29 protein-coding genes are annotated in these 26,007 nt (G+C 34.7%); 22 read left to right on the top strand and 7 right to left on the bottom strand.

Annotated elements, in window-relative coordinates:
- The coding region (locus QZV68_RS06530; protein ID WP_296879739.1) for a hypothetical protein at positions 1-1,384 on the bottom strand (1,384 nt) is incomplete at its 3' end.
- A 386-nt stretch (positions 1,385-1,770) separates the two neighbouring features.
- Between QZV68_RS06530 and QZV68_RS06535 the strand changes: the two genes are divergently transcribed.
- The 7 genes from QZV68_RS06535 to QZV68_RS06565 all read left to right on the top strand — a co-directional run bounded on the left by QZV68_RS06535 (position 1,771) and on the right by QZV68_RS06565 (position 7,804).
- Entirely contained in the window at positions 1,771-2,121 is a 351-nt protein-coding gene (locus tag QZV68_RS06535; protein WP_296879741.1) for a nascent polypeptide-associated complex protein, read from the top strand.
- Positions 2,122-2,127: 6 nt separating this feature from the next.
- Positions 2,128-2,871 (top strand): metallophosphoesterase, encoded by a 744-nt coding sequence (locus tag QZV68_RS06540; RefSeq protein WP_296879743.1) that lies wholly within the window; start codon positions 2,128-2,130, stop codon positions 2,869-2,871.
- Between the two features lie 90 nt (positions 2,872-2,961).
- On the top strand, positions 2,962-3,987 hold the full coding sequence (locus tag QZV68_RS06545; RefSeq protein WP_296879745.1) for a Zc3h12a-like ribonuclease: 1,026 nt from the start codon (positions 2,962-2,964) through the stop codon (positions 3,985-3,987).
- Positions 3,980-5,182, top strand: coding sequence for a hypothetical protein (locus tag QZV68_RS06550; protein ID WP_296879747.1), 1,203 nt, complete (start codon positions 3,980-3,982; stop codon positions 5,180-5,182). Before QZV68_RS06545 ends, QZV68_RS06550 begins: the two co-directional genes overlap by 8 nt.
- Before the next feature lie 22 nt (positions 5,183-5,204).
- Positions 5,205-5,645 (top strand): hypothetical protein, encoded by a 441-nt coding sequence (locus QZV68_RS06555; protein WP_296879749.1) that lies wholly within the window; start codon positions 5,205-5,207, stop codon positions 5,643-5,645.
- 20 nt (positions 5,646-5,665) lie between these two features.
- Positions 5,666-6,889 (top strand): bifunctional ornithine acetyltransferase/N-acetylglutamate synthase, encoded by a 1,224-nt coding sequence (gene argJ, locus QZV68_RS06560; RefSeq protein WP_296879751.1) that lies wholly within the window; start codon positions 5,666-5,668, stop codon positions 6,887-6,889.
- A gap of 312 nt (positions 6,890-7,201) precedes the next feature.
- A complete protein-coding gene (locus QZV68_RS06565; protein WP_296879753.1) occupies positions 7,202-7,804 on the top strand; it encodes a class I SAM-dependent methyltransferase in 603 nt (200 codons plus the stop codon).
- Positions 7,805-7,911: 107 nt separating this feature from the next.
- Here the strand turns inward: QZV68_RS06565 and QZV68_RS06570 are convergent, their stop codons facing one another.
- Positions 7,912-9,096 (bottom strand): coenzyme F420-0:L-glutamate ligase, encoded by a 1,185-nt coding sequence (locus QZV68_RS06570; RefSeq protein WP_296879755.1) that lies wholly within the window; start codon positions 9,094-9,096, stop codon positions 7,912-7,914.
- A gap of 198 nt (positions 9,097-9,294) precedes the next feature.
- Between QZV68_RS06570 and QZV68_RS06575 the strand changes: the two genes are divergently transcribed.
- From QZV68_RS06575 to QZV68_RS06585, 3 genes are read left to right on the top strand one after another with little or no spacing between them, the layout of a single operon-like run.
- Positions 9,295-9,882 carry a class I SAM-dependent methyltransferase gene (locus tag QZV68_RS06575; RefSeq protein ID WP_296879757.1) on the top strand — a complete coding sequence of 196 codons (588 nt, stop codon included), beginning with the start codon at positions 9,295-9,297 and terminating at the stop codon, positions 9,880-9,882.
- Positions 9,883-9,887: 5 nt separating this feature from the next.
- Positions 9,888-10,598 (top strand): 2-C-methyl-D-erythritol 4-phosphate cytidylyltransferase, encoded by a 711-nt coding sequence (locus QZV68_RS06580; RefSeq protein ID WP_296879759.1) that lies wholly within the window; start codon positions 9,888-9,890, stop codon positions 10,596-10,598.
- On the top strand, positions 10,591-11,607 hold the full coding sequence (locus tag QZV68_RS06585) for an alcohol dehydrogenase catalytic domain-containing protein (protein WP_296879761.1): 1,017 nt from the start codon (positions 10,591-10,593) through the stop codon (positions 11,605-11,607). Before QZV68_RS06580 ends, QZV68_RS06585 begins: the two co-directional genes overlap by 8 nt.
- Position 11,608: 1 nt before the next feature.
- Here QZV68_RS06585 and QZV68_RS06590 read toward each other — a convergent pair whose 3' ends face one another.
- Positions 11,609-12,133, bottom strand: a complete 525-nt coding sequence (locus QZV68_RS06590) for a hypothetical protein (RefSeq protein WP_296879763.1) — start codon at positions 12,131-12,133, stop codon at positions 11,609-11,611.
- Positions 12,134-12,321: 188 nt separating this feature from the next.
- Between QZV68_RS06590 and QZV68_RS06595 the strand changes: the two genes are divergently transcribed.
- Both QZV68_RS06595 and QZV68_RS06600 read left to right on the top strand, forming a co-directional pair.
- Complete coding sequence (locus tag QZV68_RS06595; protein WP_296879765.1) at positions 12,322-12,639, top strand: hypothetical protein; 318 nt, start codon at positions 12,322-12,324, stop codon at positions 12,637-12,639.
- Between the two features lie 36 nt (positions 12,640-12,675).
- Positions 12,676-14,280 carry an AarF/ABC1/UbiB kinase family protein gene (locus QZV68_RS06600; RefSeq protein WP_296879767.1) on the top strand — a complete coding sequence of 535 codons (1,605 nt, stop codon included), beginning with the start codon at positions 12,676-12,678 and terminating at the stop codon, positions 14,278-14,280.
- 18 nt (positions 14,281-14,298) lie between these two features.
- Here the strand turns inward: QZV68_RS06600 and QZV68_RS06605 are convergent, their stop codons facing one another.
- A complete protein-coding gene (locus tag QZV68_RS06605) occupies positions 14,299-14,463 on the bottom strand; it encodes a hypothetical protein (RefSeq protein WP_296879769.1) in 165 nt (54 codons plus the stop codon).
- A 51-nt stretch (positions 14,464-14,514) separates the two neighbouring features.
- Between QZV68_RS06605 and QZV68_RS06610 the strand changes: the two genes are divergently transcribed.
- From QZV68_RS06610 to QZV68_RS06630, 5 genes are all read left to right on the top strand, one after another.
- A complete protein-coding gene (locus QZV68_RS06610; RefSeq protein WP_296879771.1) occupies positions 14,515-14,772 on the top strand; it encodes a hypothetical protein in 258 nt (85 codons plus the stop codon).
- A gap of 189 nt (positions 14,773-14,961) precedes the next feature.
- Entirely contained in the window at positions 14,962-15,897 is a 936-nt protein-coding gene (locus QZV68_RS06615) for an SAP domain-containing protein (protein WP_296879773.1), read from the top strand.
- A gap of 3 nt (positions 15,898-15,900) precedes the next feature.
- The gene (locus tag QZV68_RS06620) at positions 15,901-16,488 is read left to right on the top strand and encodes a DUF998 domain-containing protein (RefSeq protein WP_296879775.1); all 588 of its coding nucleotides are present in this window, start codon (positions 15,901-15,903) and stop codon (positions 16,486-16,488) included.
- Positions 16,489-16,651: 163 nt separating this feature from the next.
- Positions 16,652-16,900 carry a hypothetical protein gene (locus QZV68_RS06625; protein ID WP_296879777.1) on the top strand — a complete coding sequence of 83 codons (249 nt, stop codon included), beginning with the start codon at positions 16,652-16,654 and terminating at the stop codon, positions 16,898-16,900.
- 79 nt (positions 16,901-16,979) lie between these two features.
- Positions 16,980-17,678, top strand: coding sequence for a hypothetical protein (locus QZV68_RS06630; protein ID WP_296879779.1), 699 nt, complete (start codon positions 16,980-16,982; stop codon positions 17,676-17,678).
- Positions 17,679-17,681: 3 nt separating this feature from the next.
- Here QZV68_RS06630 and QZV68_RS06635 read toward each other — a convergent pair whose 3' ends face one another.
- On the bottom strand, positions 17,682-18,359 hold the full coding sequence (locus QZV68_RS06635) for a reductive dehalogenase domain-containing protein (protein WP_296879781.1): 678 nt from the start codon (positions 18,357-18,359) through the stop codon (positions 17,682-17,684).
- A gap of 100 nt (positions 18,360-18,459) precedes the next feature.
- Between QZV68_RS06635 and argB the strand changes: the two genes are divergently transcribed.
- Entirely contained in the window at positions 18,460-19,323 is an 864-nt protein-coding gene (argB, locus tag QZV68_RS06640; RefSeq protein ID WP_296879783.1) for an acetylglutamate kinase, read from the top strand.
- Positions 19,324-19,356: 33 nt separating this feature from the next.
- Here argB and QZV68_RS06645 read toward each other — a convergent pair whose 3' ends face one another.
- On the bottom strand, positions 19,357-20,826 hold the full coding sequence (locus QZV68_RS06645; RefSeq protein WP_296879785.1) for a class I adenylate-forming enzyme family protein: 1,470 nt from the start codon (positions 20,824-20,826) through the stop codon (positions 19,357-19,359).
- On the bottom strand, positions 20,827-21,816 hold the full coding sequence (gene aksF, locus QZV68_RS06650; protein ID WP_296879786.1) for a homoisocitrate dehydrogenase: 990 nt from the start codon (positions 21,814-21,816) through the stop codon (positions 20,827-20,829).
- A gap of 180 nt (positions 21,817-21,996) precedes the next feature.
- Between aksF and QZV68_RS06655 the strand changes: the two genes are divergently transcribed.
- The 4 genes from QZV68_RS06655 (at position 21,997) to QZV68_RS06670 (ending at position 25,802) form a co-directional block, all read left to right on the top strand.
- Complete coding sequence (locus QZV68_RS06655; RefSeq protein ID WP_296879788.1) at positions 21,997-22,461, top strand: HEAT repeat domain-containing protein; 465 nt, start codon at positions 21,997-21,999, stop codon at positions 22,459-22,461.
- Between the two features lie 243 nt (positions 22,462-22,704).
- Positions 22,705-23,622: a glutamine amidotransferase family protein gene (locus tag QZV68_RS06660; protein WP_296879790.1), complete on the top strand. Its 918-nt coding sequence runs from the start codon at positions 22,705-22,707 to the stop codon at positions 23,620-23,622.
- Positions 23,623-23,630: 8 nt separating this feature from the next.
- Positions 23,631-24,299, top strand: a complete 669-nt coding sequence (locus tag QZV68_RS06665; protein ID WP_296879792.1) for a tributyrin esterase — start codon at positions 23,631-23,633, stop codon at positions 24,297-24,299.
- 12 nt (positions 24,300-24,311) lie between these two features.
- The gene (locus QZV68_RS06670) at positions 24,312-25,802 is read left to right on the top strand and encodes a glutamate synthase-related protein (RefSeq protein ID WP_296879794.1); all 1,491 of its coding nucleotides are present in this window, start codon (positions 24,312-24,314) and stop codon (positions 25,800-25,802) included.
- Positions 25,803-26,007 lie beyond the last annotated feature (205 nt).

Consider the following 26,007-nt stretch of genomic DNA (forward strand, 5'->3'; position numbering starts at 1 on the left):
TATAGTTTGATAAATCTATTGTTGATTTATTACCATCAGTTTTAGTTTTACCACCATAAATATAGACAGATATATTAAGATTTTCTTCAGTGAACTTATAATTTAATGGATTATGAGATCTAAAGGTTATATAAGTGGCACGAGGTTTAGGATCTGTGTCCTGTTTAACCCAAGATGGATAACCTGTTTCAATAGTATTACCATATTCATAACCATAACCTCCAGTGAATGTATGATTATCTAAAAATACATTATATTCCCGAGTTGGTTCACCATTATAACCATCAGTATCTCTGTAAGTGTTCCTAACATTATAAAATATGTATTTAATCAAATTACTTAAATTTGGAGTACGATCATCTGGAATATATTTTGCATTATCAAAGTGTAAATCCAGTACCTGCCCAGCCGCATAAAGTGGCTGGTTTGGGTTTAATGTGATATTATCAAATGTACAATTGCGAATCAACCTTTCAGGATACCAAGAAGGATTATTTCCATCACCCACTCTGATAAATGGAACTGTAGTTGTTGGATTCTTAGTATTTGAATGCTTATTTACATCAAAATTCCTGAAATTAATACCTGTAATGGATGAATTACCACTACCGAAGTCCAAAAGTGCATAACTTGCACCATAATTAGTTAAATCCAATGTTGATGTCAAGCCATCATCTTTAGTTTTACCACCGTATAAATGGATAGTAATTTCAACACCATCGGTATTTCTTGCTCCAGGAGGATTCGAAGGTTTTTTAGCCAATCTAGTCATTCCAAGATAGTTAACACGATTCTCAGGTTTATCATAATCCGTAGAGTCAGTGTAACCTCTTATAAAACCGGTGGTAATAGCATTAACACCATTTTCGCCATAATCACCAGCAAATGTTTTGTTATTTAAGAAAACATTCCATTCTCTAGGGGCAGTATCAAAATTATTACTCACATAATCACGAATTCCCCAAAATACAGCTTTAAAAAACCTGTCTAATGGAACTGTACTAGAGTCTGTATAGTTTGTATCATAATCGACTCCATAGGTTAAATTTCCAGGAGTCCACTCAGCCCATGGCCTAGGTCCCGGTTTAGGATCCGCACCTAAAAGATCATTGTCATTGCTAACACCCAAGATTTCGGAATTAACAGTAGCAGATGAACTGGTACTATTAGAAACTTCCAAATTATCATTTGCATCATTATTTTGGACTTGGGATTCATTAGATTGGATATCACTAGATATAACATCCGAAATTCCTAAAGTATTTGATTCAGTAGGTTGAACATCGGTTTGTGTCATATTATTATCTTCTAATGCTGTAATCGCTTGAATTGAGCATAGAATAATAAATATAGCCATTATTGCGATAAACTTTTTGCCTTTCATTTTGTATTTTCACCTCCTGTTCCAGTTAATTAGAAAAAATTGATAAAAATTATATGCCATAATTCTTATCCTTACTTAATTTGTTCGTATAAATATAAATATTTTTTCTAAAGGCATAAGTCTTTGAGTTAGGTGTTTTTTCATTTTTTTTATTTTGGTTGTTTTTTTTCTCTAAATCAATGGATTTTTTCTTCGATTTTGTATAAATTTGATTGTATTTTTTTCTGTTTTGGTTCAGTTGAGTTAAAATTCAGTTAGATGCATATTCTAATAATTTTTTCACCATGTCCTACACTACATATTTCAATTTTTTTCCATGATTTTAAGGAAGTTTTAATAATAATCATAAACATAATTATAAACAGTTATTTTATCGAGGATTAATTATGATACCAGGTATGAATAAAAAACAAATGAAACAGATGGAAAGGCAAATGAAAAAAATGGGTATGAAAATGGAAGACCTTGAAGGTGTTCGCGAAGTGATTATCCGTTTTGACGAAAAGGAACTGATAATTGATGATCCCAGCGTAAGTTTAATGAATGTAATGGGTCAGGAAACTTATCAGATTGAAGGTAAGGCCCGTGAAGTGGAACTTGAATATGAAATCGAAATTCCTGATGAAGACATAGAAATGGTGGCAAACAGTGCAAATGTTTCTGAAGAGGAAGCAAGAGCAGCCCTTGAAGAATGCAAAGGAGACCTGGCAGAAGCCATCATGAAATTAAACCAATAGATTTCCATGACTGTTATTGCCCATATTTCTGATTTGCATGTCTCCAAATCAGATTTTAATGAAGAAATGTTCATGAAGGCCGTAAGTGAAATTAATGGTCTGCAGCCGGACATGATAATATTGACTGGGGACATTACCGGAAACGGTTATTATAAAGAGTTTAAACAGGCTACTCGTTATTTGGCAATGTTTGAACCTCCGTTATTCGCAATTCCTGGAAACCATGATGCTCGAAACCTGGGTTATCAGACTTTTGAGGAGTTGATTGGTGAGAGAAGTTGGAAATTGACAGTTGGCGAAGATTTTACTGTAATCGGTCTTGACAGCACTACTCCCGATGATAACAGGGGAGATATCGGCAGGCCTCAACATTTGTGGCTGGAACATCAGCTGGATGAATGCGTAGTGAATGAAAACTTTTCAATTGTTGTTCTGCACCATCATATAATTTCAATTCCTCAGACAGGTCGTGAACGTAATGTATTATCTGATTCCGGAGATATTCTAAAGACATTAACAACCCATGAAGTGGATCTGGTCTTATCCGGACACAAGCATGTGCCGAATATTTGGAAGATAAATAAAACCCTTGTTGTCAATGCAGGCTCATTATGCTCAGAAAAACTCAGGGGAAAGAATTTGAATTCATATAATGTTTATAATATTTCAGAAGATGAGATAAAAATATATCTTCACAATGTTGATGGCGAGAAATTTTTATTCGGAGAATATCCTCGAAACAAAATATAGTTACTGTATAAATTAAATTTAAATATGTGATTAATACAAATATATGATACTGAACAAAATTTAAATAATAAATTATTTTTAGGTGATATCGTGAAAGTTGTTGTAGATGCTTCAAATGTGGCTCATTATGTTAAAAATCAAAATGGACAACCTAAAATTGCCAATATCCTTGCTGCAGTGAGAGCTTTGGAAGAAAGTGAGGATGAATTTGTCATTATTGCAGACGCATCACTTCGACATGATATTGATGATAAGGAGAAATTTCAAAAATTGCTTGAAAGCGACAATGTTGAAGAAGTTCCTCCGGGCAATGATGCCGATCATTTTATTCTTGAGATAGCTACTAACGAAAAAGCTAAAGTATTATCTAATGATAAATTCAGAGATTATGCTGCTGAATTTAGAAACATTGCATCTATGAGAATCCCATTTATAATTGAAAATGGAAGATTAACCTTTGGAAAACCTAAAAAACCTAAAAAAGACAAGAATATACTACAAAAAATTTGCGATGAAATCATAAAGGAATTAAACTTCAAAAAATGGGAAATCTACACTGGAAAGGAAGGGCTTGAAATTTCCCCTTTAAATATTGCCAAACAGGCAATTATCCGCATAGACAATGAAAACAGTGCTGATTCAAAACTTGAAAACATATTTTCAAAAATTCCAATGTTCAACAAGATTGTTGAAATGGTTGATGATGTTGAGATTGCAGCACCTTATGTGATATTCGTACTGGTTCATCCTAAGGATTATAAGGTGGCAGTTAAAAACGCAGGCAATATTTCAGTCACTATTGCAGACAGACTGGGTCTTGAGAAAAAACCTCTGATTGCTGTGCGCAATGACCTGTTCACACGACCTGGTACTTTTGAATTGAATATCCTGCTTGCTGATGAGGTATCTGAGAATGCCCCATATAATGTCTTAGTGCGTGTAAGCGCTCATGATGAAGTGTTCATTAAAAGGAACTCCAGAAACATTGCAAGTACTATTGCAGGCAGATTAGGATCATGGAAGTTCCCATTTGTTTCTGTAAAACCGGATATGCTTTTAGAAAAACCTGGTGATTTCGAAATTGAACTTGAAAAAGGAGGAGGTTTGGATGACTAGTGCTTTAACTAGGACTTATATTAAATTAACCACTAAACTCAATCCTATTTCCGTTGGAACTAAATTTTTTCCAACAAACTCTCTTGAAACAGAATATGTGGAGTTGTTCAATTACACTCAAACTATTCTTTTTGAGCTCGACAAGGCGGAAATCACATCTGAAACCATTTTGCAGAACCTTATTCGTGATGTGGGTGCGGAAAATATTCCTGTTGAATACACTTTCCATGAATTGAAGCCTGCAGAAAATAGAATTGAAGAGTATGCTTTGGTAAGTAATATTATCATGGGTAGTGATCGTTATTTTTATATAGAATTGCCTCATCCGTCCCGTTTAATCAATATTTTTGTTAAAATCATTGAAAATGAATCTGGGGAAATTGTCGAAAAAACAGCCACAGAGCTTGTTGCAAAGATGTTGAGCAAAAATGATGCAATAAGGGTTGCAATTGAACTTATTGGAATTGGACTGTCTGACGGCGTTCAGGTCATATCTGCAGTTGGAATGACTGGCGCTGCTTCCATTGAAAGAGCAATTCATTATACTCAAAGTGTTGGCAGTTTTCCAGGTATTGCCTTTACAAAACTTGGTGGAGAATATGCATTGGTATTCGATGCTCCCTTTTTATTAAAAGAATCTCGACCGGTTGTTTTGGAAAATTATTTATTCATTGATTTGATTGATTCTACCAAATTCATCAATAAGAACGGTAGAAATCAACTCGTAGACCTTATGACTGGAATTAAAAATTTCATTGAAACCGAATGTGAAGGTGAACTTGAAGGTTATAGGGAAGGTGGGGATGATTTTATTGCAAGATTCCCATCTAAAGATTTAGCTATTCGTGCAGGACTTGATGCTGCATGGTTTGCACTTGATAATGGTGCTAAAATAAGGGCTGGTGTTGGCAGAAGCAGAAGGGAAGCCGGTGAAAGGGCTCAATTAGTGGATGATTTGCCGTCAACATCTCCATTGTCATTAGTCGTTTTTGAATTGGCTAATGGTCTTTATGCTTATAATATTCCGTCTGAATTTTCAAGAACATTAATAAACTTAATTGAAAATGAAAAAGCCAAATTGATTGGAGTATTTGCTTTCGTATTCATTTTCGTTTATGTAATGTCGATTTTAGGTCTTGGAATGTTTGGCTTTGTAGGCATTATTATAGCGTTGGTCTATGCATTTGTAGTTTAAACAGTATTAATAGAGTAGTAACATGAGAAGGCGAAAAAACAAGGATAAGAGGGTACTTAGGTCTCCTCGAGATAATGGATCCAAACATAATCTATTAAGAAGATCAAAAACCAATGGACAAAAGAAAAATTGGTTTTCATCAAATAATCAAAGAAGTAGGCGGTCATTTGGTCAAAATAGAAAGCAGAGCAAAACCAGTAAAACTACCATTTTTTTGATTATTTTTGCATTAATAGCATTCGTAATAGGTGCTGGAATTGGCATTTCCTTGGCTATTGATGGTCCTTCGAACAATAACGTTACTGATGATAATGGAGTTACCTATGTAAATGTAACTGAACAAATGACATCTAATTTGAATTCAACTCCAACAGATTATTATGATGGTGTTGAACATGTGGATTATAATAGTCCTGAAATAAAGGCCAAGTATAATTTAACAAATTCATCTGTATCTTATTAATAAATTTTTAAGTGGTTATTATGAGCTTTATTAAATATCTTGATGGTGGATTTTCAGTCATTGAAAATCTTGAAGTATCCGGTGCACGTGAAGGTAAATTTGGAGTTACAGTAATTGTTTCTCCAAACAGTACTGCTTCTGCGGTTTTTACTAGAAACAAGGTTGTAGCGGCTTCAGTGAAATATACAAAAAATGTTATTAAAAACGGAATTGTTTCTGCTGTCTTTGTAAACAGTGGTAATGCTAATTGTTTCACAGGAGAACAGGGATTAAAGGATTGTGAAACTTTAGTTGAACTGGTTTCCCGTTATTTGAAAATTCCTAAAGAGGAAATTGCTATTTCTTCAACAGGGGTAATCGGTCGTGAAATGCCGATTGACATTATTTCTAAAGTGGCTTATGAATCTCTTTCTAAATTGGGCAACAAGCCTGAAAATTCCCTTGCGGCAGCTCGTGCAATTATGACAACGGATACATTTCCAAAGGAATCTGCATTGGAAGTTACATTAACTACTGGTGAAACTGTTAAAATTGCAGGAATTACAAAGGGAAGCGGTATGATAGCGCCTAATATGGGTACAATGTTATCATTCATTGTCACTGATGCAATTATTCCGGCTAATGAGATTAATAATGCATTGAAAAAAGCTGCAGACATCAGCTTCAACATGATTGTTGTTGATGGTGATGAAAGTACTAATGATACTTGCTTGCTGATGGCTAATGGGGCATCCGGTGTTGAAGTTGTTAAAGATGGAAAATTGGATTCCAACTTTCAGGAAGCATTAAATCTCTTATGTATTGATTTAGCTAAGAAAATGGCAAGGGACGGTGAAGGTGCAACAAAATTCATAGAAGCAAACGTTAAAGGCGCAAGCAATCTTGAAGATGCAAGACTGGCTGCCAAATCAATCATTTCCTCAAGTTTATTTAAATCAGCAGTATTCGGTGGAGATCCTAATTGGGGAAGAATAGTTTCTGCAATCGGATACTCTGGAGCAGACTTAAATCAGGATATTGTGACCATTTCAATTGCTGATGATGAGGATGATGTGGACCTTGTAAGAAAAGGAGAGATATTAGCCTTTGAAAATACTCCTTATCTCGAAAGAGCAGAGAAAATCATGCAGTCTAAAAATGTCATTGTCAATATTGACATGGACTTGGGTGATGGCGAGGCAACTGCATGGGGTTGTGATTTAACTTATGATTATGTAAAAATTAATGCAGAATACACTACTTAAAGAAAAGCTTTAAATATATTAAAAACAAATATTTTTTTGTTATAGATTTAATTCTAATCTTGTAATGATAAATTTTGAAGGAGGGGAAAATATGGCAAAAGTTAAAGGAACTAACAGAAGAACCAGGCCGAAAAGAAGTTATACTAAACCTGGTAGTAAAAGAGGAAGAGGAGTAAAACAAACTTGGAAAAAATAATCCTCTTATAACTTTTTTTTATTAATTTTAACTATTTTTTACTTGTTGTGAATATTTCATCATATTGAAAATTATTAAATACTATTTTTTAAAGATTATTATTTGGGTGATAAAAAATGATGATGCCTGAAAATGGTCACAGAGCTCATGGATTTTCAAGTGCTTTTTTCCTTGATTCCGATGAAATTTTAAGGGAATTGGATCTTGAAGGTGATGAGACTTTTATGGATGCCGGTTGTGGGGATGGCCACAATGCAATAAAGGTTTTGGAAGATTACAATCATAGTGGAACTGTTTATGCGGTTGATGTGTATGATGCTTCCATAGAAGATATGGAAACCTATAAAAAAGAGAATAATGTTGAAAACTTAATTAATATCGAAGCGGATATTACAGAAGGTATTCCTGGTGTTGAAGATGCATCAGTTGATGTCGTATTGATGGTTAATGTTTTCCACGGATTTAAAGCATCCCGAAAAATTGATGAAGCTATTTGTGAACTGGCAAGAATTATCAAACCAAATGGTAAAATAGCAATTATGGATTATAAGGCATGGGATGTTCCTAATGGACCTCCAACTCCTGTAAGAAGTTCTCCTGAAGAGATGGAAGAATTTTTTGCAAAACATAATCTTAAAAAAGTTTATCTTAATGAAGAGATTGGTGAGGATATTCCTGAAGGAAAGTCTCATTATCTGATAATGTTTCAAAAGAAATAGTTTTTTTTTTGTTTAAATGGGATTTAATTCCCAAATATACTTTTTTTTTTAAAATTTCAAGTAATGATGGGGATAATTTTTAAAATAAAAAAGGTAAGGATTGAAATTTAGTCGTTTGCTAAATTATCAAAGTATCCTTGTATGAATATAACTGGTGTTCCTTTATCTCCGGAACCGCTTGTTAAGTCGCAAAGGGAACCGATTAAATCTGTTAATCTTCTTGGTGTAGTTCCTTCGGTAATCATTTGTCCAGTTAAATCTTTATCTTTTTGTTTAATTTCTTCTTTAATTGCTTCTTTTAGTTCATCGCCTTTTAAATCAGCGAATTTGTTATCTGAAACATATTTTAACTTGATTTCATTTGGTGTTCCCACTAGTCCGCTGGTATAAGCAGGTGAAACAACAGGGTCAGCCAGTTCCCAGATTTTTCCAACAGGGTCTTTAAATGCTCCGTCACCATATACCATTACTTCAATTTGTTTTCCTGTGATTTCTTTTAATCTATTTTGAACTTCAGTAACTAATGTATCGCCTGTTTTTGGGAATAATTTTAATTTTTCTTCGGTTGCTTTATTGGAACCTAAAAGTCCGTATTTAGGATTGAAACCTGAGTCTCCAATAGGTTCTGTTAAAACTTGGTGCATTCCGTAGACATTTGCTCCCATTTCTTTAAGTATTTTTGTGGATTTTTCTCTTGTGTGGATATCACAGGTTAAAACATCTTCAGCATAGTCAAGAATTGTTTTTATGTTGTTTGAGAATACAAATTCGACTTCACAGTCTTCACTTTCAATCAATTCTCTGTAAAAGTCAATCATGTTAATTCCTGTAAATGGATGAATCCATGAACCGAAAGTTTCTTTGTATTGTTCTTCTGAAATTGTGCTTCCTAAATGATATTCGCTTTCTTCTAAAATATATTCGTCTAAAATACCGTTACCTACTTCGTCTGAGGGGAAAGATGTTAAAAGAGTGATTTTATCCATTCCTCTAGCAATACCTTTTAAGACTAGGGAGAATCTGTTTCTACTTAAAATAGGATTTACAACTCCTATTTTTTTAGATGGAAATTTATTTTTTAAGTCTTGTGCAACATCATCAACAGTCACGTAATTTCCTTCTGAAATACCTACAACCGCTTCGGTAATTGCAACAACATCTTTGTCTCTGAATTCAAATCCTTCACTTTCTTTTGCAGCCATTAGTGAATCTACAACTATACTAGCCAAATCATCATTTTCCTTAATAATGGGTGTTCTTATTCCGCGTACAACAGTACCAACACATCTCATTTTTATTGCTCCTAATAACCATAATTTTGTCATTGGAATTTATTCCAATAACCCATATATTTTATATTTTTAATAATATATAAGTTTAGAGTTTAAGTTTTGTTTGAATAATTTGAATTGATATATTTATGTAACTCAATTTGTTGAAAATCATTAAATACTATTTTTTTAATAATATTATCTATAATGGTGATAAAAATGGAACATAGACATCATGGAAAATCAAGCGCAAATTTTTTGGATTCTGATGAGATTTTAGGAGAATTGAATCTCTGCGGTGATGAAACTTTTATGGATTTGGGTTGTGGAGATGGTTACATTGCTATTAAAGCGATTAATGATTATCTTCATGAAGGTACCGTTTATGCAGTGGATGTTTATAATCTGGCTATAGAAGAATTGGATGCATATAAGGACGAAAATAATGTTGAAAACTTGATTAACATCGAAGCTGACGTGACCAAAGGGATTTCGGATGTTGACGATGGCAAAATAGATGTTATCCTAATGCTTAATGTATTTCATGGATTTGCTGATGTCGAGACTAGGGACAAGGTGATTGATGAATTGTCCAGGTTGATTAATGATAATGGAAGAATTGCCATAATGGAATTCAAGCCAATCGAGTGGTCATTCGGCCCTCCAACTGAAATTAAATGTTCTCCGGTTGAACTGGAGGAAATATTTTCCAAACATGGTCTTAAAAAAGTTCACTTGAATGAAAATATGGGTCAAAAAAGTTCTGAAGATACTTCCCATTACATGATAATATTTGAAAAGGAGTAAAATAAATGATTTTTGCAGCTATTTTGGCAGGAGGAATTGGTTCCAGAATGGGAGGAACTGATACTCCAAAACAGTTTTTGGATTTGGGCAACAAGCCTGTAGTTATTCACACTATTGAAAAATTTGTAATAAACAGCAAGATTGATAAAATTATTGTTCTAACACCTCAAAATTTTGTTAATCATACAGTCCACTTAATTAATGAGTTTATAGGTGAAAATGAAGATATTGTAGTTATTGAAGGTGGAGAAACAAGAAATGATACATTGATGAACAGTATTTCATATATTGATGAAAATTTTGGAATAGATGATGATTCGATTATCATCACCCATGACTCTGTAAGGCCCTTTGTCACTCATAGGATTATCGAGGACAATATTGATGCTGCAAGAAGATACGGGGCCTGCGATACCGTCATTCCCGCTACTGACACTATTGTTGAAAGCATCAATGCCAAGACCATTGAAAGCATTCCCGTAAGAGATTATTATTATCAGGGTCAAACTCCACAGAGTTTCAACGTAAGGAAACTTTTCAATCTGATTAACAGTTTAACCCCTGAAGAAAGCAATATCCTGACCGATGCCTGCAAAATATTCACTCTTAAGGATGAGGATGTGTATCTTGTTGAGGGTGAAGTGACAAACATTAAAATTACATACCCTTATGATTTAAAATTAGCAAATACGATACTTGAGGATGGATATGATTAATATTGTATACAGATTAAAGTCTCCAAAATTCTTTGAAGAGTCAATAGATGAAATTGAATTGGATGGTGTTGTTGTAAGGCCGACCTATCTGTCAATTTGTCAGGCAGACCAAAGATATTATCAGGGTTCAAGACCTGCGGAGATTTTAGATAAAAAATTGCCGATGGCATTAATTCATGAAGCGATAGGTGAAGTTGTCTTCGACAGCAAATGCAATTTCAAGTCCGGAGATAAAGTTGTCATGATTCCCAACACTCCAATGGGGGACGATGTATGCAGAGCAAACTATTCTTACAAATCCAAATTCAGGGGAAGTGGATTTGATGGTTTTACTTCCGATTTAATTAAACTTGAGGATGATAGGATTGTAAAACTTCCTGATGACTTCAATGATAAGGTATGTGCTTTCATAGAATTAATTAGCGTTGCTTATCAGGGAATAACCAAATTTGGCGAGATAGCCATCACTCCTAAAGATAAAATAGGTGTTTGGGGTGATGGAAACTTGGGCTTTATCACAGCCCTGTTTTTAAAAGAATTATATCCCGATTCAACAGTGACAGTATTCGGAAAGCATCAGGAAAACTTGAATTTATTCTCTTTTGCTGATGAAATTTATAGAATTCATGATGTTCCTGATAATGTTGACATTGACCATGCATTTGAATGTGTTGGTTCAAGTGCATCACAATCAGCCATTGAACAGATAATTGATTTGATAAATCCTCAGGGAACTGTAAATCTGTTTGGTGTAAGTGAATATCCTATTCCAATTAATACTCGTATGGTTTTGGAGAAGGGATTGACCATTCAGGGCAACAGCAGGTCTGATAGGGAGGATTTCATTGGGGTCGTCGAAACTCTCAAAGAAAATCCCCAATTATTCGAATATTTGGAAAAGCTGATTACAAATACCTGTGAAATCAATTCTTTAAATGATTTGAAAGAGGCATTTGATAAAGATTATCTTTCTAAATTCGGTAAAACAATTTTGAAATGGAATATTTAGTTTAGGCCAGTTCATTCATTATCTTGAAATATTCCTTTCTGAAATAATTTCTTTTTTCAGGTCTGCACTTTAACGGAAGCAGTTCCAACGCATGAATGTCATTGCTGTCAAGAGTTTCTTCATTTTTTATCTTATTTTTTATCATCCTGAGGATAATTTCACATGGATCCTCATCAATGCAGGCCAACTTGATGGTGAAATCCGCTTCAGATAGTATTGGGCACTCTGTTACTGATACGTTTATTGTATTTGGACAGATTATGTAAATTGCCACATGTTTTTGGTGTTTTTCATACAATGTTTCTGCAAGCTCAACATATTTCACGAGTTCCTCTTCATCAAAGTCGTCAATTTGAAATTCCAAATCAATAAAGTCTCCATCCTCTGTTGTAAAAATGTCTCCACCGGGATAAATGTTTTCATCAACTTTCCTAATGTTTTCGGGAGTGATGCATTTTATCTTTCTCATGTCATTGAACGTTTTCTGAATCACGTTTACTCTTATATTAAATTCTTCATTGTTCATATTTTAGCCTGTATAATTTATTTTATGCTTTGTATATATGAATTAAAGGTTTATAAATTAGTATGTTATTTTTTAAAGCAATTTTATAAGTTTAAAGCAATATTACATAAAATTAAAAAGATTTCCATGCCGATATGTTTAATAGGTTTCATTGCCAATATAATAACTAAGTGATTTTTGTGGATTATATGAAAATAATTTCCGAAAAGTTTCCGAATTGTGATGTGGAAGTAATTTCTCCAGGTATTTTTGAAATTGAAAAATTACTGGAATATATAACTGATGATATTGTGGTTTATAATCCGTTTTCTGTCATGGTATACAGACATTTAATTCGTTTCATGATGAATGTGGGTCTTAGAGGCAAGATTTACTATTTGGATGGTTTTTCTGATGAAGATTTGGAGATAATCCACGCAGGGCTGCTGAAATTCACTTGGGAGAGTGATGTTAAAATTAATTTGTTCAAAAATGCAGACCCTGATAGGGAAGTCCTGGGTTTATAGGACTATTAATAATCGTTACAATTGAGGGGTGTTTAAATGAATTCAAAAGATGGAAAAAAATCTTCACGTCTGAGATTTGATGATATTATACGTGTTGCAACAAAATATAATTTGATAAAATTGTTGTCTTCAAAACGTGGATCTGATGACGGATTTGATGAATCGTTTGATGTTTCAGGTCTCAGATTTGCAATGGAAGATTTGGGTCCTGCATTCATTAAGTTAGGTCAGCTTTTGGCTACACGGCCGGATTTGGTAGGTACTGAGATTGCAGATGATTTGAAAAAGCTTAGGGACAATACTCCGGCAACACCATTTGATGAAATTAGGGAGGTCATTGAAGAGGAAATCGAAAAGCCATTGGAGGAGGTATATTCTGAATTTGACGAAGAACCTCTTGGTTCGGCATCAATTGGTCAAGTTTACAAAGCTAAATTAAAGGATAATGGTATGAAAGTTGCCGTTAAAGTTCAAAAACCTGGTATTTATGACGTAATTGCGGCTGATGTAAAGATCTTTAACAATTTGGCGGAAACTGTCGATAAGTATGTTACAAGGTCAAGAACATATAATTTGCCTGCAATGGCCAGGGAATTCGAAAGGTCCATATTCAAAGAACTTGATTACATGGAAGAGGTAAAAAACATCGGAAAAATTACAAATAACTTTAAGGATGTGGAGTATGTTAAAATACCTGAAGTATATCCACAATATTGTTCATCAAAACTCATAACAATGGAGCTTATTGACGGTTATGAAGTCACTGAGTTATTTGACAATAAAATTGAAGGCATCAACAATTCTGAAATTGCTACTTATGGTGTTCACTCTTATTTAAAACAAATTTTGATAGATGGATTTTTCCATGCGGACCCTCACCCGGGCAATTTATTCATCACTCGAGATGAAAAGCTCTGCTACATTGATTTTGGAATGATGGGTATTGTAAACCATGAATTCAGGTCAAACTTTGCTCAACTTGTCTTGCTGCTTTTGGGTGGAAATTCACATCATCTTATTAAACAATTGCGTTACATGAAAATCATCACTCCCGAACAGAATACAGATGAGTTCAGACAAGATATTGATGACCTTTTAAACGATTATATCGGTGTTGAATTGGACCAGATGGATGGAATATTCGATAGACTGATGGAAGTGATGATTAAGCATAACATTACTCTTCCAAGGGAATTCGTAATGATTGGAAGGGGAATATTGCTTATTGAAGATATTGGAAACAAATTGGACCCTCACTTTAACTTGACTACTGAAATCGAAAAATTCTCCAAAAAAATGTTTATAACAAAATTCAAACCTGGAAACCTTGCTCACGGTGGCTTTAATTATATTGTGGAGATAGAGCATTTATTAAAAGATTTGCCTGATAGACTCAATAGTACTATTGAAAAAGTTGAGAAAGGCGAGCTTGAACTGAACTTGAAACATACTGGTTTGGATGATTTAAAAGACCAGATGTCAATATCATTGGTAATGTCTGCATTGATTATAGGATCTTCTTTAACCATAATGGCAGATAAAGGACCTAAATTGTTTGGAATGTCTGCAATAGGATTCATAGGGTTTACAATCAGTGCCATTCTTGCGATTTTTGTCATATGGAAATATATGAAAAGTTAGATTTGCAATAATCTTTTTTCATTTAAAAAATTCATCGCAATTTTCACAATAATAATTGTATTCACTATTGCAACAGTTTCCAATTATTATTTCATTGTCGAATGATTCGATGGCCAGTTCATCTGTCGGTTCGCCATGAAAAACTTTTTTCAATTGTCTTTTGCATTTTGGACAGGTTTTCATGTTGTCTAATTATATTAATAATGAACTTTAAATATTATTGTAGGTGTAATCATGCTAATTAATGTTGGTGCTGAATTTGGTAAAAGTTTGGAGACTAGTGAAATTGCAGTAGAACTGGTAGACATTTTAAATAAACTGGATGCAGATGATTTCATTCTTGACTTCAAGGAAGTATATTATGTAACCATGAATTATGCTCAGGCATATTACAATGCTAAATATGAATCTCCAAAAAAGATTTCCGAAATTAATATCGGAGATGAAATCGGTGTTGTTATGGGTGCAGCTGATGAAGCGTGCAATCCGTAATTTTTTTTATTTTCAATCTTGTTTTTAGGCAAAATATTAAATTAACTAAAAAAGATATATTACTATTGATAGTAGCTGCAGTTAGTGGAAAGCTATTATTCATTTCAAACTTATATGCTTTCTTGTTAGGAAGTTTAATTATAACATTCGACAATTAGAATTGTCGATGAAATATGAAAGGGTGTTTAAGTGAGTGAACAAAAATTAGAAGTATTCAATGTTTTAAATTTTTTAAACAGCGGTTATGAACTTGAAGATATTTTGAATGAAGGTAATTTTGGGACTTTTGAGTCCGGCGAGGATTGCATTAACTATTTGGTTGAAGAAGGTTACCTTGAAGGTGATGTATCCGTTAATGTTGATGTGGAAATAACTGCTGAAGCACTTTCTAAAAAATATGTAGTTTCAGAGTTAAAGGATATTTTAAGGGAAAATGGTCTTAAAGTTTCAGGTAAAAAACAGGAATTGATTGAAAGGGTATTGCCTGTATTGAAAGAGGCAAAAAATGCACGTAATTTAAATGTTGATGTGGATAAAGAAAAATCATATGGTGATTTGGAATTAACTGACAAGGCACGCGAATTTTTAGCTGAAAATGAATGGATTGATCTTTATATGTTTGCTCTTGTGGCCTTCAGATTTGAAGACTATGAAACCTATGTTGAAGGGTCATCTGCCGGAATGATTGAGACAGCATTAAAATTCTGTGATGAAATTACTTCAAGGGCACTGATGGCTAATCAGTTTTTAGTATTTATTGATGCATTGTCTGCAAAGGCACATGTTTACGCATATGACGGGGATTATGAGTCTTTCCTTGATTATGATTTGCAACGCTACATTTTAGGATTGAATCCGATTGTTATGGATGCACAGACTTATGCCTCCTATGATGTTATCAACGAAGCGAATATCATTAATCTGAGAAACGTCCTCGAAAAACTTGACATGGGCAATCTAAAGAAAAGATTTGATAGAATCTGGAACATTTCAAACATTCACAATATTACTGTTCCTAAAAAGTCATGTTATAAAATTTTACAAAAGGCTATTGCAGGTGCAGATATCGAAGAGCTTAACTTCGATTTAAAAGAAAAATACTTTAATAAAAAATTCGGAATTTAAATTATGAAGCGTAAAGTTGCGGGATTTGTCTTTATAATTGGCAGTTTATATTACATTATAGCTGAAGCCATCTCTGCAACTTTTTTCAATGCTTCACTATTCAATACCTATGTTTTTCATACCATCTCCGAACTTGGAATTCCAAATGGAAATTCGCCGTTGTTTTGGCTAATGAATTCTGCTTTTGTTTTGATTGGTTTGGCAGTCATTTTTGGCAATTTTTATTCATTCAAGGATTATCTTGTTAAAAATAGGATTGTTGTTTTGATATTGACTTTGGTAACCGGTTTTGGGGTTATTATTGTTGGGCTTGTTCATGGCGGAAATCCGTTAACTTCAGGTTATCATACATTGGGTGCCGTAATGGCTATTTTGGGTGGTAACGCATTGATTGTAATAATTTCAAGGTCTATGCAGGAATTTTCAGATTATCAAAAGGCTACATTGGTTTTGGGAATCATTGGATTGGCTGCGTTTTGGGTCATGTTTTTCTCTTTGGGAAATATTTTCATGCCGGTATACGAGAGGCTTTCGGTCTACACGTTGATAGTTTGGATTTTTTTGACCGGAGTTTATCTTCTCAGAAATTAAAAGTATACCTGATTATTTTCAATACATTATCATATGCCGTTAGTTTTCATTTGTCTTATTTTGATATTATTGACAGTCACGATATTTTCACATGTTTTCAGTTACTTGATGTATACTAAAAGTTTATATACTTCTTAAATTAATTATCTTTAAAGGTGATAAAATGGCAAATTTAGATCCAAAAATTGAAGAAGAAATTTTAGCAATTGTCGAAAAATACCAAAAGGATGATACAAAACTTTTAAACTACCTTATCACTGATGATGTGGTTACATTTTTCTCCCCATTGGCTAACGGTAAGGCAGTAACTGCTGAAGACTTGCAAAAAGTTGCAGATATTTTAAAAGGTTCATTCATTGGAATGGAAATTGTAAACCAAGAATACAGATTTAAATTCAAATGTGGATTATAGGAGTTTATCCTGCTCCTATCATTTTTTTTTAAATAATAATGCAACAAATTTAATACATTGTATGCACTAACTAATTAACATGCGCAAAGAAAAATTCTTTTTATTATTGATAGTGATTGTTCTTATAATAGGAATTTTTATTCAAATTAACTCTTTTTTAAATCCCCCAAAAGCAAATGATAATGATAATGTCTTTGAAGCCATAGGAGGTGACGAATTTTTGAATGTCACCATTAAGCATCATCTCAAAATTGATGAAAAAAGCATTCCTGACGGTTCATTCGAAACTTCTCATGGAAAAATAAACTATTATGATGCAAAAAATATAACCTATGTTGATACTTTTGGGGACAAGGATTATTTCATAGTCTGGAAAACAACGCCTGACAAATATCAATGGGTAAAAAAGGATAATAAGGTTAATCAATACATATCTACCTACCTGACTGGTGGTGTTGGTGGAAAATGTTTCGTTGAGTATTCCTGGGAAGACAACTATGTCTATGGGGTTATGTTAAGTACGAAAAATCACCGTTTCACGGAATCTGAATTGATATATGACGTTTTGGGTCTTAATAAAACTGGATTTGATTTGGTATACAGTTCACCGCAGCATACGTCTGTAGGATATTCAACAGGTTCTTCCAGCCATTATAATACTGTCGTGCCTGACAGGTACACATTATCCAGAACCGACCCTGGCGCCTATTATGACTATTATGAATATGGCGACAATTATGAAATTGATGATTATCTTGAGTCAGAAGGTTTTGATTGATTTTTATTGTCCTTCCAGATATTTTTGAGTGAGTCTGCACTCGCTCATGCACTTTGTACAGCCAAGTCCATCTTTATACTGGCTCATTATATATTCAAAGCAAGTGTCGATATCAATAATATCTTCTCGGTTTAATCTGTCGTTCCATTTTTGAGGGTTTATTGCTTCAACAGGACATGCGTCCTGGCAGTTTGTGCATTCATCGCAGCTGGAGTCGGTAACTGGTTCGCCAAATTCTAGAGGCATGTCTGTTAGTATGGCGCCTAAAACGACTGCTGAGCCATATTCCGGTGTTACAAATAATGCTGACCTTCCAATCCAACCCAAGCCTGATTTGGTGGCTATTGTTTTGTAAGGCAGGATGCTCAATAGCTTTTTCATATCGCATTCATTTCGGGTCATGGTCAGTGCAAATGCATCATATCCGAGATTCTTGATGTACTCTTCACCTTTAAGGGCAATTTCGCTTAATTCGTCAACTTTGGAGTGAAAACACTTCCAGTAAGTTTCATAATCTTCATCTTTAACCAGTTGCATTGCTTCTTTTGGAAGTTTCAAAACAAGACTAATTCCATTTGGCAAATCAATGAATTCGGATGCCAGACCATCAACATCAGCATAACCAACTTTACTGGCTCCCAAATCAATCAAATATTCTTTAAGTTTATTCATCTCAGACATAATACTTGTTATATTTTTTAGATATATAAATGATTTTGTAATGGGTTTTTAACTTTAAAGCTTATAAATAATTAAATTAAATAGTATACATAGTGATTTTATGAAAGATATAGATGTATTGATTGAAGCTTTACCATACATTAAGAAGTTTCATGATAAAAAAATTTTGATTAAGTATGGAGGACATGCTATGGTTGATGAAAAAGCAAAGTCCTTCACAGCACGTGATACAGTTTTACTCAAATACGTTGGAATGAAACCTATTATTGTCCATGGTGGAGGTCCTGAAATTTCCAGATCAATGGATAAACTAGGAAAGGAATCTAAATTCATTAAAGGTTTAAGAGTAACTGATCAGGAAACTATGGAAATTATTGAGATGGTTCTTGCAGGTAAGATTTCATCTGAAATTGTATCCGAACTTATTACTCATGATGGTGATGCAATAAGTCTATCTGGAATAGATTCCAGTTTAATTTATGCTCATAAAAAACCGGCAAGTCAAGTCGATGAGGAAATTGTTGATTTGGGTCTTGTTGGAGAAATTGACAAAATCAATGTTGAACTGCTAAATTTGCTTATTGACCATGATGTTATTCCGGTAATATCTCCAATCGGTATTGCAGAAGATGGAACCCGTTTGAATTTAAATGCCGATACTGCAGCTGGTGAGGTTGCAGGTTATATTGGTGCGGAAAAATTAATAATTTTAACTGATGTTCCTGGTGTTTTAAAAGACCCTTCCGATCTAGATTCATTAATCCAAAAAATAAAAATTTCTGAAGTTCCTGATTTAATTGAACAGGGCATTATTACTGGTGGTATGATTCCAAAAATAGAAACTTGTGTAAATGCAATTGAAAGTGGTGTTAAATCATGCCATATTATCGATGGACGTAAAAAACACGCTTTGCTTTTAGAAATTTTCACAACAGACGGTATTGGAACTATGATTTATAAATAAATCATATCCAATTTCTCTTTTTTTAATTCTTTTTTACACTTTAAACATTTGTCTTAATTCTCTTCTAAGGAGTTTCCAGCCGTTTACTCTTGGAAGCTCGTCAAGTGCGAATATTTTTCTTGGAACCTTATATCTGGAAAGATTTTCACGTGCGTAATTAAGCAGTCCCTTTTCATCAGCATCATTTTTCCATACGACTGCAGCAACTGGGATTTCTCCTCTGTGGCAATCGTTTATGCTGAATATGGCTATTTCTTTAACTGCAGAATATTTAATCAAGACTTCTTCAACTTCAGTAGGGTAAATTTTCCATCCGCTCATTACAATCATGTCTTTTTTACGGTCTGTAATGAACAATCGGTTATCATCATCAAGATATCCTATATCCCCTGTCAAAAACCATCCGTCATCTAAAAATGAAGTTCTTGTTTTTTCTTCATTTCCCCAATATCCTTTTGCAACTGCAGGTCCTCTGAGTGCAATTTCTCCCTGTTCATATTTTGGTATTGAAATTGCCGGGTTATGTTCGTCGACAATCTTCACTTCTGAAAAACAAACCGGATGACCTACACTTTCAAATCTGTCTGCTTCCCAGTAGTCTTCAGGTCTTATGACAGTTCCTGTTCCGATCACGATTGTTTCGGATAATCCGTAAGCATTGATAATTGGTATCTGGTAAGTTTGGTGGAAATCTTTCCATATCTTTTTGTGCAATGGTCCTCCGCCGGAAACGATTTCACGAACAGTTTTAAGGTTTTTTCTTGCATCCATTGTAGTTAACGTATGGATTACTGGAGGCATTCCTGTTAAAACGGTTACCTTTTCGTTTTTACACAATTCAAGGTACTCGTCAATGTTGAACTGTTCCATTAAAATGTAATATGCGGCTGCCCTTAAGGCTGCAATTGACCATGAAAGGCCGACATGAGCCATTGGATAAATGCCGAGGTAAACATCGTCCTGTTTTAATGTGAGAACATCACATTCATTGTGGATTGCAGTAAAATAATTTCCATGGGTGAGCATTGCCCCTTTAGGCTGCCCTGTTGTTCCAGAGGTATACTGTAGTTGACATAAATCATCCCAATCAGTGTTTTCAGCGGTTAGGACTTCGCAATTTTTAAAATCAGAAATGTTATTTGGGATATAGTTGTCAATATCAATAATGTCTTCTGCTGCGCTGTCGGTAATCATTAGTTTAGCTTTTGAATCGCCGACAATGTATTCTAATTCTTTTGCAGTCATGATTCTGTTTGTTGGAATAGCTATTGCACCTATTCTCCATATTGCAAAAAGGGAAAAGAGGTATTCTTCCGAATTTTTCAAATAGATTAATACTCGATCTCCCTTTTCAATTCCGAGATTCTTCAAGTCACGTCCGATTTCTGAAATTATTGATAGGATTTCTCCGGAATTGTATTTTTCACCGGTTGTCGGATTGTACAACACGTCCTTGTCCAAACGTTTTGAATTTGCATCTAGAAATGTGGTGATATTAAGCATTTAAATTAACTCCTTTACAATGGCTTTTGTAACTTCCATAGTGCTTGCATCTCCACCTAAATCAGGAGTCCTGACTTTGCACTCGGCTATCACTTTTTCCACTGCATTTTTGATGTCGTTTGATATTTCCCATTCCCCCAAATAGTCAAGCATCATTGAGGCGGAGAGAATCATGGAACACGGGTTTGCAATATTTTTTCCTGCAATGTCTGGTGCAGATCCATGTACAGGTTCAAACAGTCCGTTGTGGTCTCCAATATTTCCTGATGGTGCAAGCCCTAGTCCTCCAACGAGTCCTGCACTTTCATCAGATAGGATATCTCCAAACAGATTGCTTGAAACAATCACATCGAAGTTTTGAGGTTGTGTAATAAGATACATTGCTGTTGCATCCACATAATAATCTTCAGTGGTTATTTGCGGGTACTGCTTGGCCACTTTGTAGAAGCTTTCCTTGAACACTCCATCTGTTTTTTTAAGTACGTTGCTTTTATGAACGCATGTAACCTTGCTTTCCCCCCTTTTGATACATAGGTTGAATGCTGCTTTTGAAATCCTTTCGGATGCCGGTCTTGTGATATGTCTTTCGGCAACCATTTTTTCGCAGTCACCATATTCAACTTGCGAATAAAGTCCTTCAGTATTTTCCCTTACAATTACAAAGTCTATATCATCACGGATACAGTTAACTCCTTTATAGGATTTTATTGGCCGTATATTGGCGTAGACATTCAGTGCTTTTCTTAAATTGATTATTGGGCTTGGCTGGTGGGGTGTTGATGTTGACGCTCCGAACAGCACTGCATCGCTTTTTTTGGATATTTTTATTGTTTCCTCAGGCAAGGTACTTCCAGTTTTGTTGAAACAGTCAAATCCTGCAATTCCATATTCAAAACTGAATTCCAAATCTAATTTGTCCAGCATATATTCGCAGCAATCCATTACTTCGTTGCCTATTCCGTCTCCACCAATTATTGCAATATTGTACATGTCATTCCCTTTAACACAATTTTGTTCGTATATTAATAATATTGATTTTATTCTATTTAATGTTAGTTTAAAAAATTTGTTCGTATGTTATCGAAATACTTTTATATATAACAAAACATAATATTCATTAATTACAAAAATATCTGTAATTTTTCTTTATCTGATTTGTGAGGGATTAAAATGGAAAGAAGTATCGATGAATTAATTGAATTATTAAATGACAAAGATGATTTTGTTGTTGAAGATGCTATTGGAGAATTAGAATTAAGGGCTGATGAAGCAGTAGATCCTTTGATTGATGCATTATCAAGCAGAAAAAAACAAATAAGATTGAATGCAGCAACTTTATTAGGTGCAATTAATAATCCTAAGGCAATTCCTGCTTTGATTGAAACTTTAAAAGATAACAATAAATTAGTTAGAAGAGAAGCTTCAACCGCATTAAGCCGTATGGGTGAACCTGCTGTAGAACCTTTAATTGAAACTTTGGATGATGAAGACTGGAGAGTTAGAGGTGCTGCTGCTTGGGCTTTAGGTAATTTGAATGATGAAAGGGCTATTCCTGCACTTGAAAAATTGCTTGATGATGAATCAGGCTATGTAAAACAGGGTGCACAAAGCGCAATAGCTTCCATTAAGAAATAATTAAATTATTTCTTTTCTTTTTTTAGATGATTTTTTATTTAACAAATATTAATTTTCTTCAATTTTTTAATCTTTTTCATTATACTTTCTAAACATTTTTTAATATTTTTTAATAATTACTACTTTTTTTCAGAATTTTTTCTTGTCGGAAGTAATTTTCCAACACATTTATATAGTTGTATATTTAAAGTATAATACGGAAGTAACTTTCCGACTATAATATTTTTATGTGGAGGACTTAAATTGTGCGGAATCGCAGGAATCGTATATAAAGATAAAAAATTGCATAACATTGGAAACGACATGACTAACATGCTTCACCAATTGCAGCACAGAGGTCCTGATTCAGCAGGATACTCAATTTACGGTGGAACTGGTCTTGAAGAAGATGAATACATTTTAAAAATTCAAGTAAAAGAAAGCGAAAAATTGCTTGATAAAGTTAAAGATACAATTAACTTCATTACTCCAATCAAAAATGATGCCATTTTGCCCTCTGTTGGAGACTCATTCATCTACAAATGTAAAATATCTTTAGACAGATTTTGCGAGCTCAAGCCATTGATTACAAAAGTGGACACAATTGATGATGTCATTGTAATTAATGGAAGTCATGATTTTGAAATGATAAAGGACGTGGGATCAGTACTTGATATTGCGCAACGTTATGACGTAAGGGATGTTAAAGGAACCCATGCTATCGGCCACACCCGTTTTTCAACAGAAAGTGGTGTTGACAGGTATCATGCTCATCCTTTCCAAACATATATTGTTCGTGATATTTCTGTAGTTCACAATGGTCAGATTACAAATTACTGGAAAGTTAGAGACCCTCTTGAAAGAAAAGGCCACATCTTTGAAACATTCAATGATACAGAATGTCTTGTTCACTATATTGCAGATAAACTGGACACAGGATATTCATTGGAAGAAGCACTAGAGCAATCTGTAGAAGATATGGACGGTCCATTTTCTTATATTATAGGAACTCCACAGGGAATTGGAATAGCAAAGGACAAATTGGGACTAAGGCCGGGCGTAATGGCAGAAACCGATGATGTATTTGCAATTGCATCAGAAGAGGTATCCCTAAGGGAAGTCGTTGACACACACCATGTAGAACAAATTTCTCCTGGTGAAGTGATGGTATATGAGATTTAGGTGATTCGATGAACGTTTTTGAAATTAATGCTGAAAAATTAACTCCTCGTGAGATAAATTCACAGATAAAGCAGGCTTCTGAGGAATATGATAAAATAATTATTAGAAATCCTAATGCAAAGCATTATCTCTCTGCAGGAGTGACTGAAGATGTTGAAATCGAATTTGACGGATCTGTCGGATACTTTGCAGGATGCATGTGCGAAGGCCCTAAAATCAAAATCAACGGGAATGCAGGATGGTTTGCAGGAGATAACATCACCGGCGGTGAAGTGATTGTTGAAGGCTCCGCAGGTGACGGTGCAGGACAGGGAATATATGATGGTACTGTTGTTGTCAGGGAATCAGTAGGTTCAAGAACTGGTGAAATCATGAAAAACGGAACTATAATCATTGGCGGAAATTCAGGATTCATGACCGGTATTTTCATGATGGGTGGACGTATCATCATCCTTGGTGATGTTGGCGACGATGTAGCAGAATCAATTATTCGGGGAGTCATATATGTTAAAGGCGAAATCAAAAGTCTTGGCCACAATGCAAAGCTTGAAGAGCTGACCTTTGAAGATACTCTCGATTTGGAGGAAACATTGACAGAATATGACTTTGACATTGACGATTATTCAGAATTTAAGAAAATTGTTCCAGAAAGTACAAGGCCGTTCTATGGTCATTAGGAGGAGAAGAGTATGCCATATAGAGTAGAAAGAAATCCGGAATTATGCAAAAAAAATTTTGGCCGTCCTGGATGTTGCTGGTATTTATGTGATGACCGGGATGAAAAGATATGCGGAAGATGTTTTTCATGTTTCAACAACTGTCCTCACGGCGTTTATGAAATCATTCAGGGAGATCCATATCCATTAAATCAGGAAAAATGTGTGGGTTGTAGAATTTGTCTTGAAATGTGTCCGAACAGGGCAATTGAGGTAAATGCAATTCCAGAAGATGCAAGACAGGGATGGGGATTCCCGGATATTGTTGAAATTGTAAGACAATCCCAGACTGCATCGTATAAACTCAGAAGTACAGGTGCCCTAAGACGCATTCCTGACTTCGATGATTTGGTAGTAATTCCTGCTCAGGTGTCAAGACCTCCTATTGACAAGTACAGGGAACCCTGCGGAACAGATGTTGTCCTGGGTGACAGGTATGCAGAAAATCCTCTTAAAATCGATACTCCAATAATGATTGGTGCAATGTCCTTTGGAGCACTGTCAAAAGAGGCAAAAATGGCCTTGGCTATCGGGTCTTCACTTGCAGGAACTGTAACTAACACTGGTGAAGGGGGAATGCTTCCTGAAGAAAGAGAGCTCGCCGATAAATTGATTGCACAATATGCATCTGGAAGATTTGGTGTATCTGCCGATTATCTTAAAAAGGGCGATGCAATTGAAATCAAAATAGGTCAGGGTGCGAAATCAGGAATGGGAGGACACCTTCTGGGTGAAAAAGTAACAGCTGAAGTGTCAAGAATTAGAAACATTCCTGAAGGTTCCGATGCGCTTTCACCTGCAAGGCACATGGACATTGTAGGACCTGAAGATTTGAGCATGAAGATATCTCAGCTTAGGGAAATAACAGATTGGAAAGTACCGATTATGGTTAAGTTCGCTTCAGGTAAAGTGGCTTCTGATGTAAAAATCGCAGCAAAAGGTGGAGCTGACATAATCGTTGTTGACGGTATGCAGGGTGGAACCGGAGCAGGTCCTGAAGTAATCATGGAACATTCAGGTATTCCGTCCGTAGCTTCAATTGTTGAAGCGGACATGGCTCTCAAGGAAATCGGCCTGAGAGACCAGGTAAGTCTGGTGGCGGCCGGTGGTGTAAGGTCCGGTGCAGATTTGGCAAAGGCAATTGCATTGGGTGCTGATGCGGTTTACATTGCAACAGCGGCACTGATTTCAATTGGATGCAGGGTCTGTCAAATGTGTTATACAGGAACATGCAGAAAAGGAATAGCTACACAGGATCTGTCCCTAAGGCATAGGCTTGATTATAAGGAGATGGGTAAAAATGTGGCAAATTACATTAACACCATGACTGATGAAGCTTGTATGCTGGTTCAACAGGCAGGTAACACCCACATTACAAAACTTGAAAAGGAAAATTTAAGATCACTTACATTGGAAGCATCTTCATTGACTGGTGTGCCAATGGCTGGTGTCGGCAAAATTTAGAGATTCATTTCTCTAAATATTCATTTTTTGGTATTTTAATTACTTGAAAACAACTGTTTTTTCAATCATTTCAATTAAAATTTTATTTATTGGATTTTTAAAGGAAAGAAGATGCTCTTTTGGATATTCCTCTTTAAATGGAATTACTCTAAAGCTGGCCATACATTGGTCAGTTGACCTAAGGGCAAAAAATGCCTTATAATTT

The organism is uncultured Methanobrevibacter sp. (assembly GCF_902801725.1).
Taxonomy (GTDB): Archaea; Methanobacteriota; Methanobacteria; order Methanobacteriales; family Methanobacteriaceae; genus Methanocatella.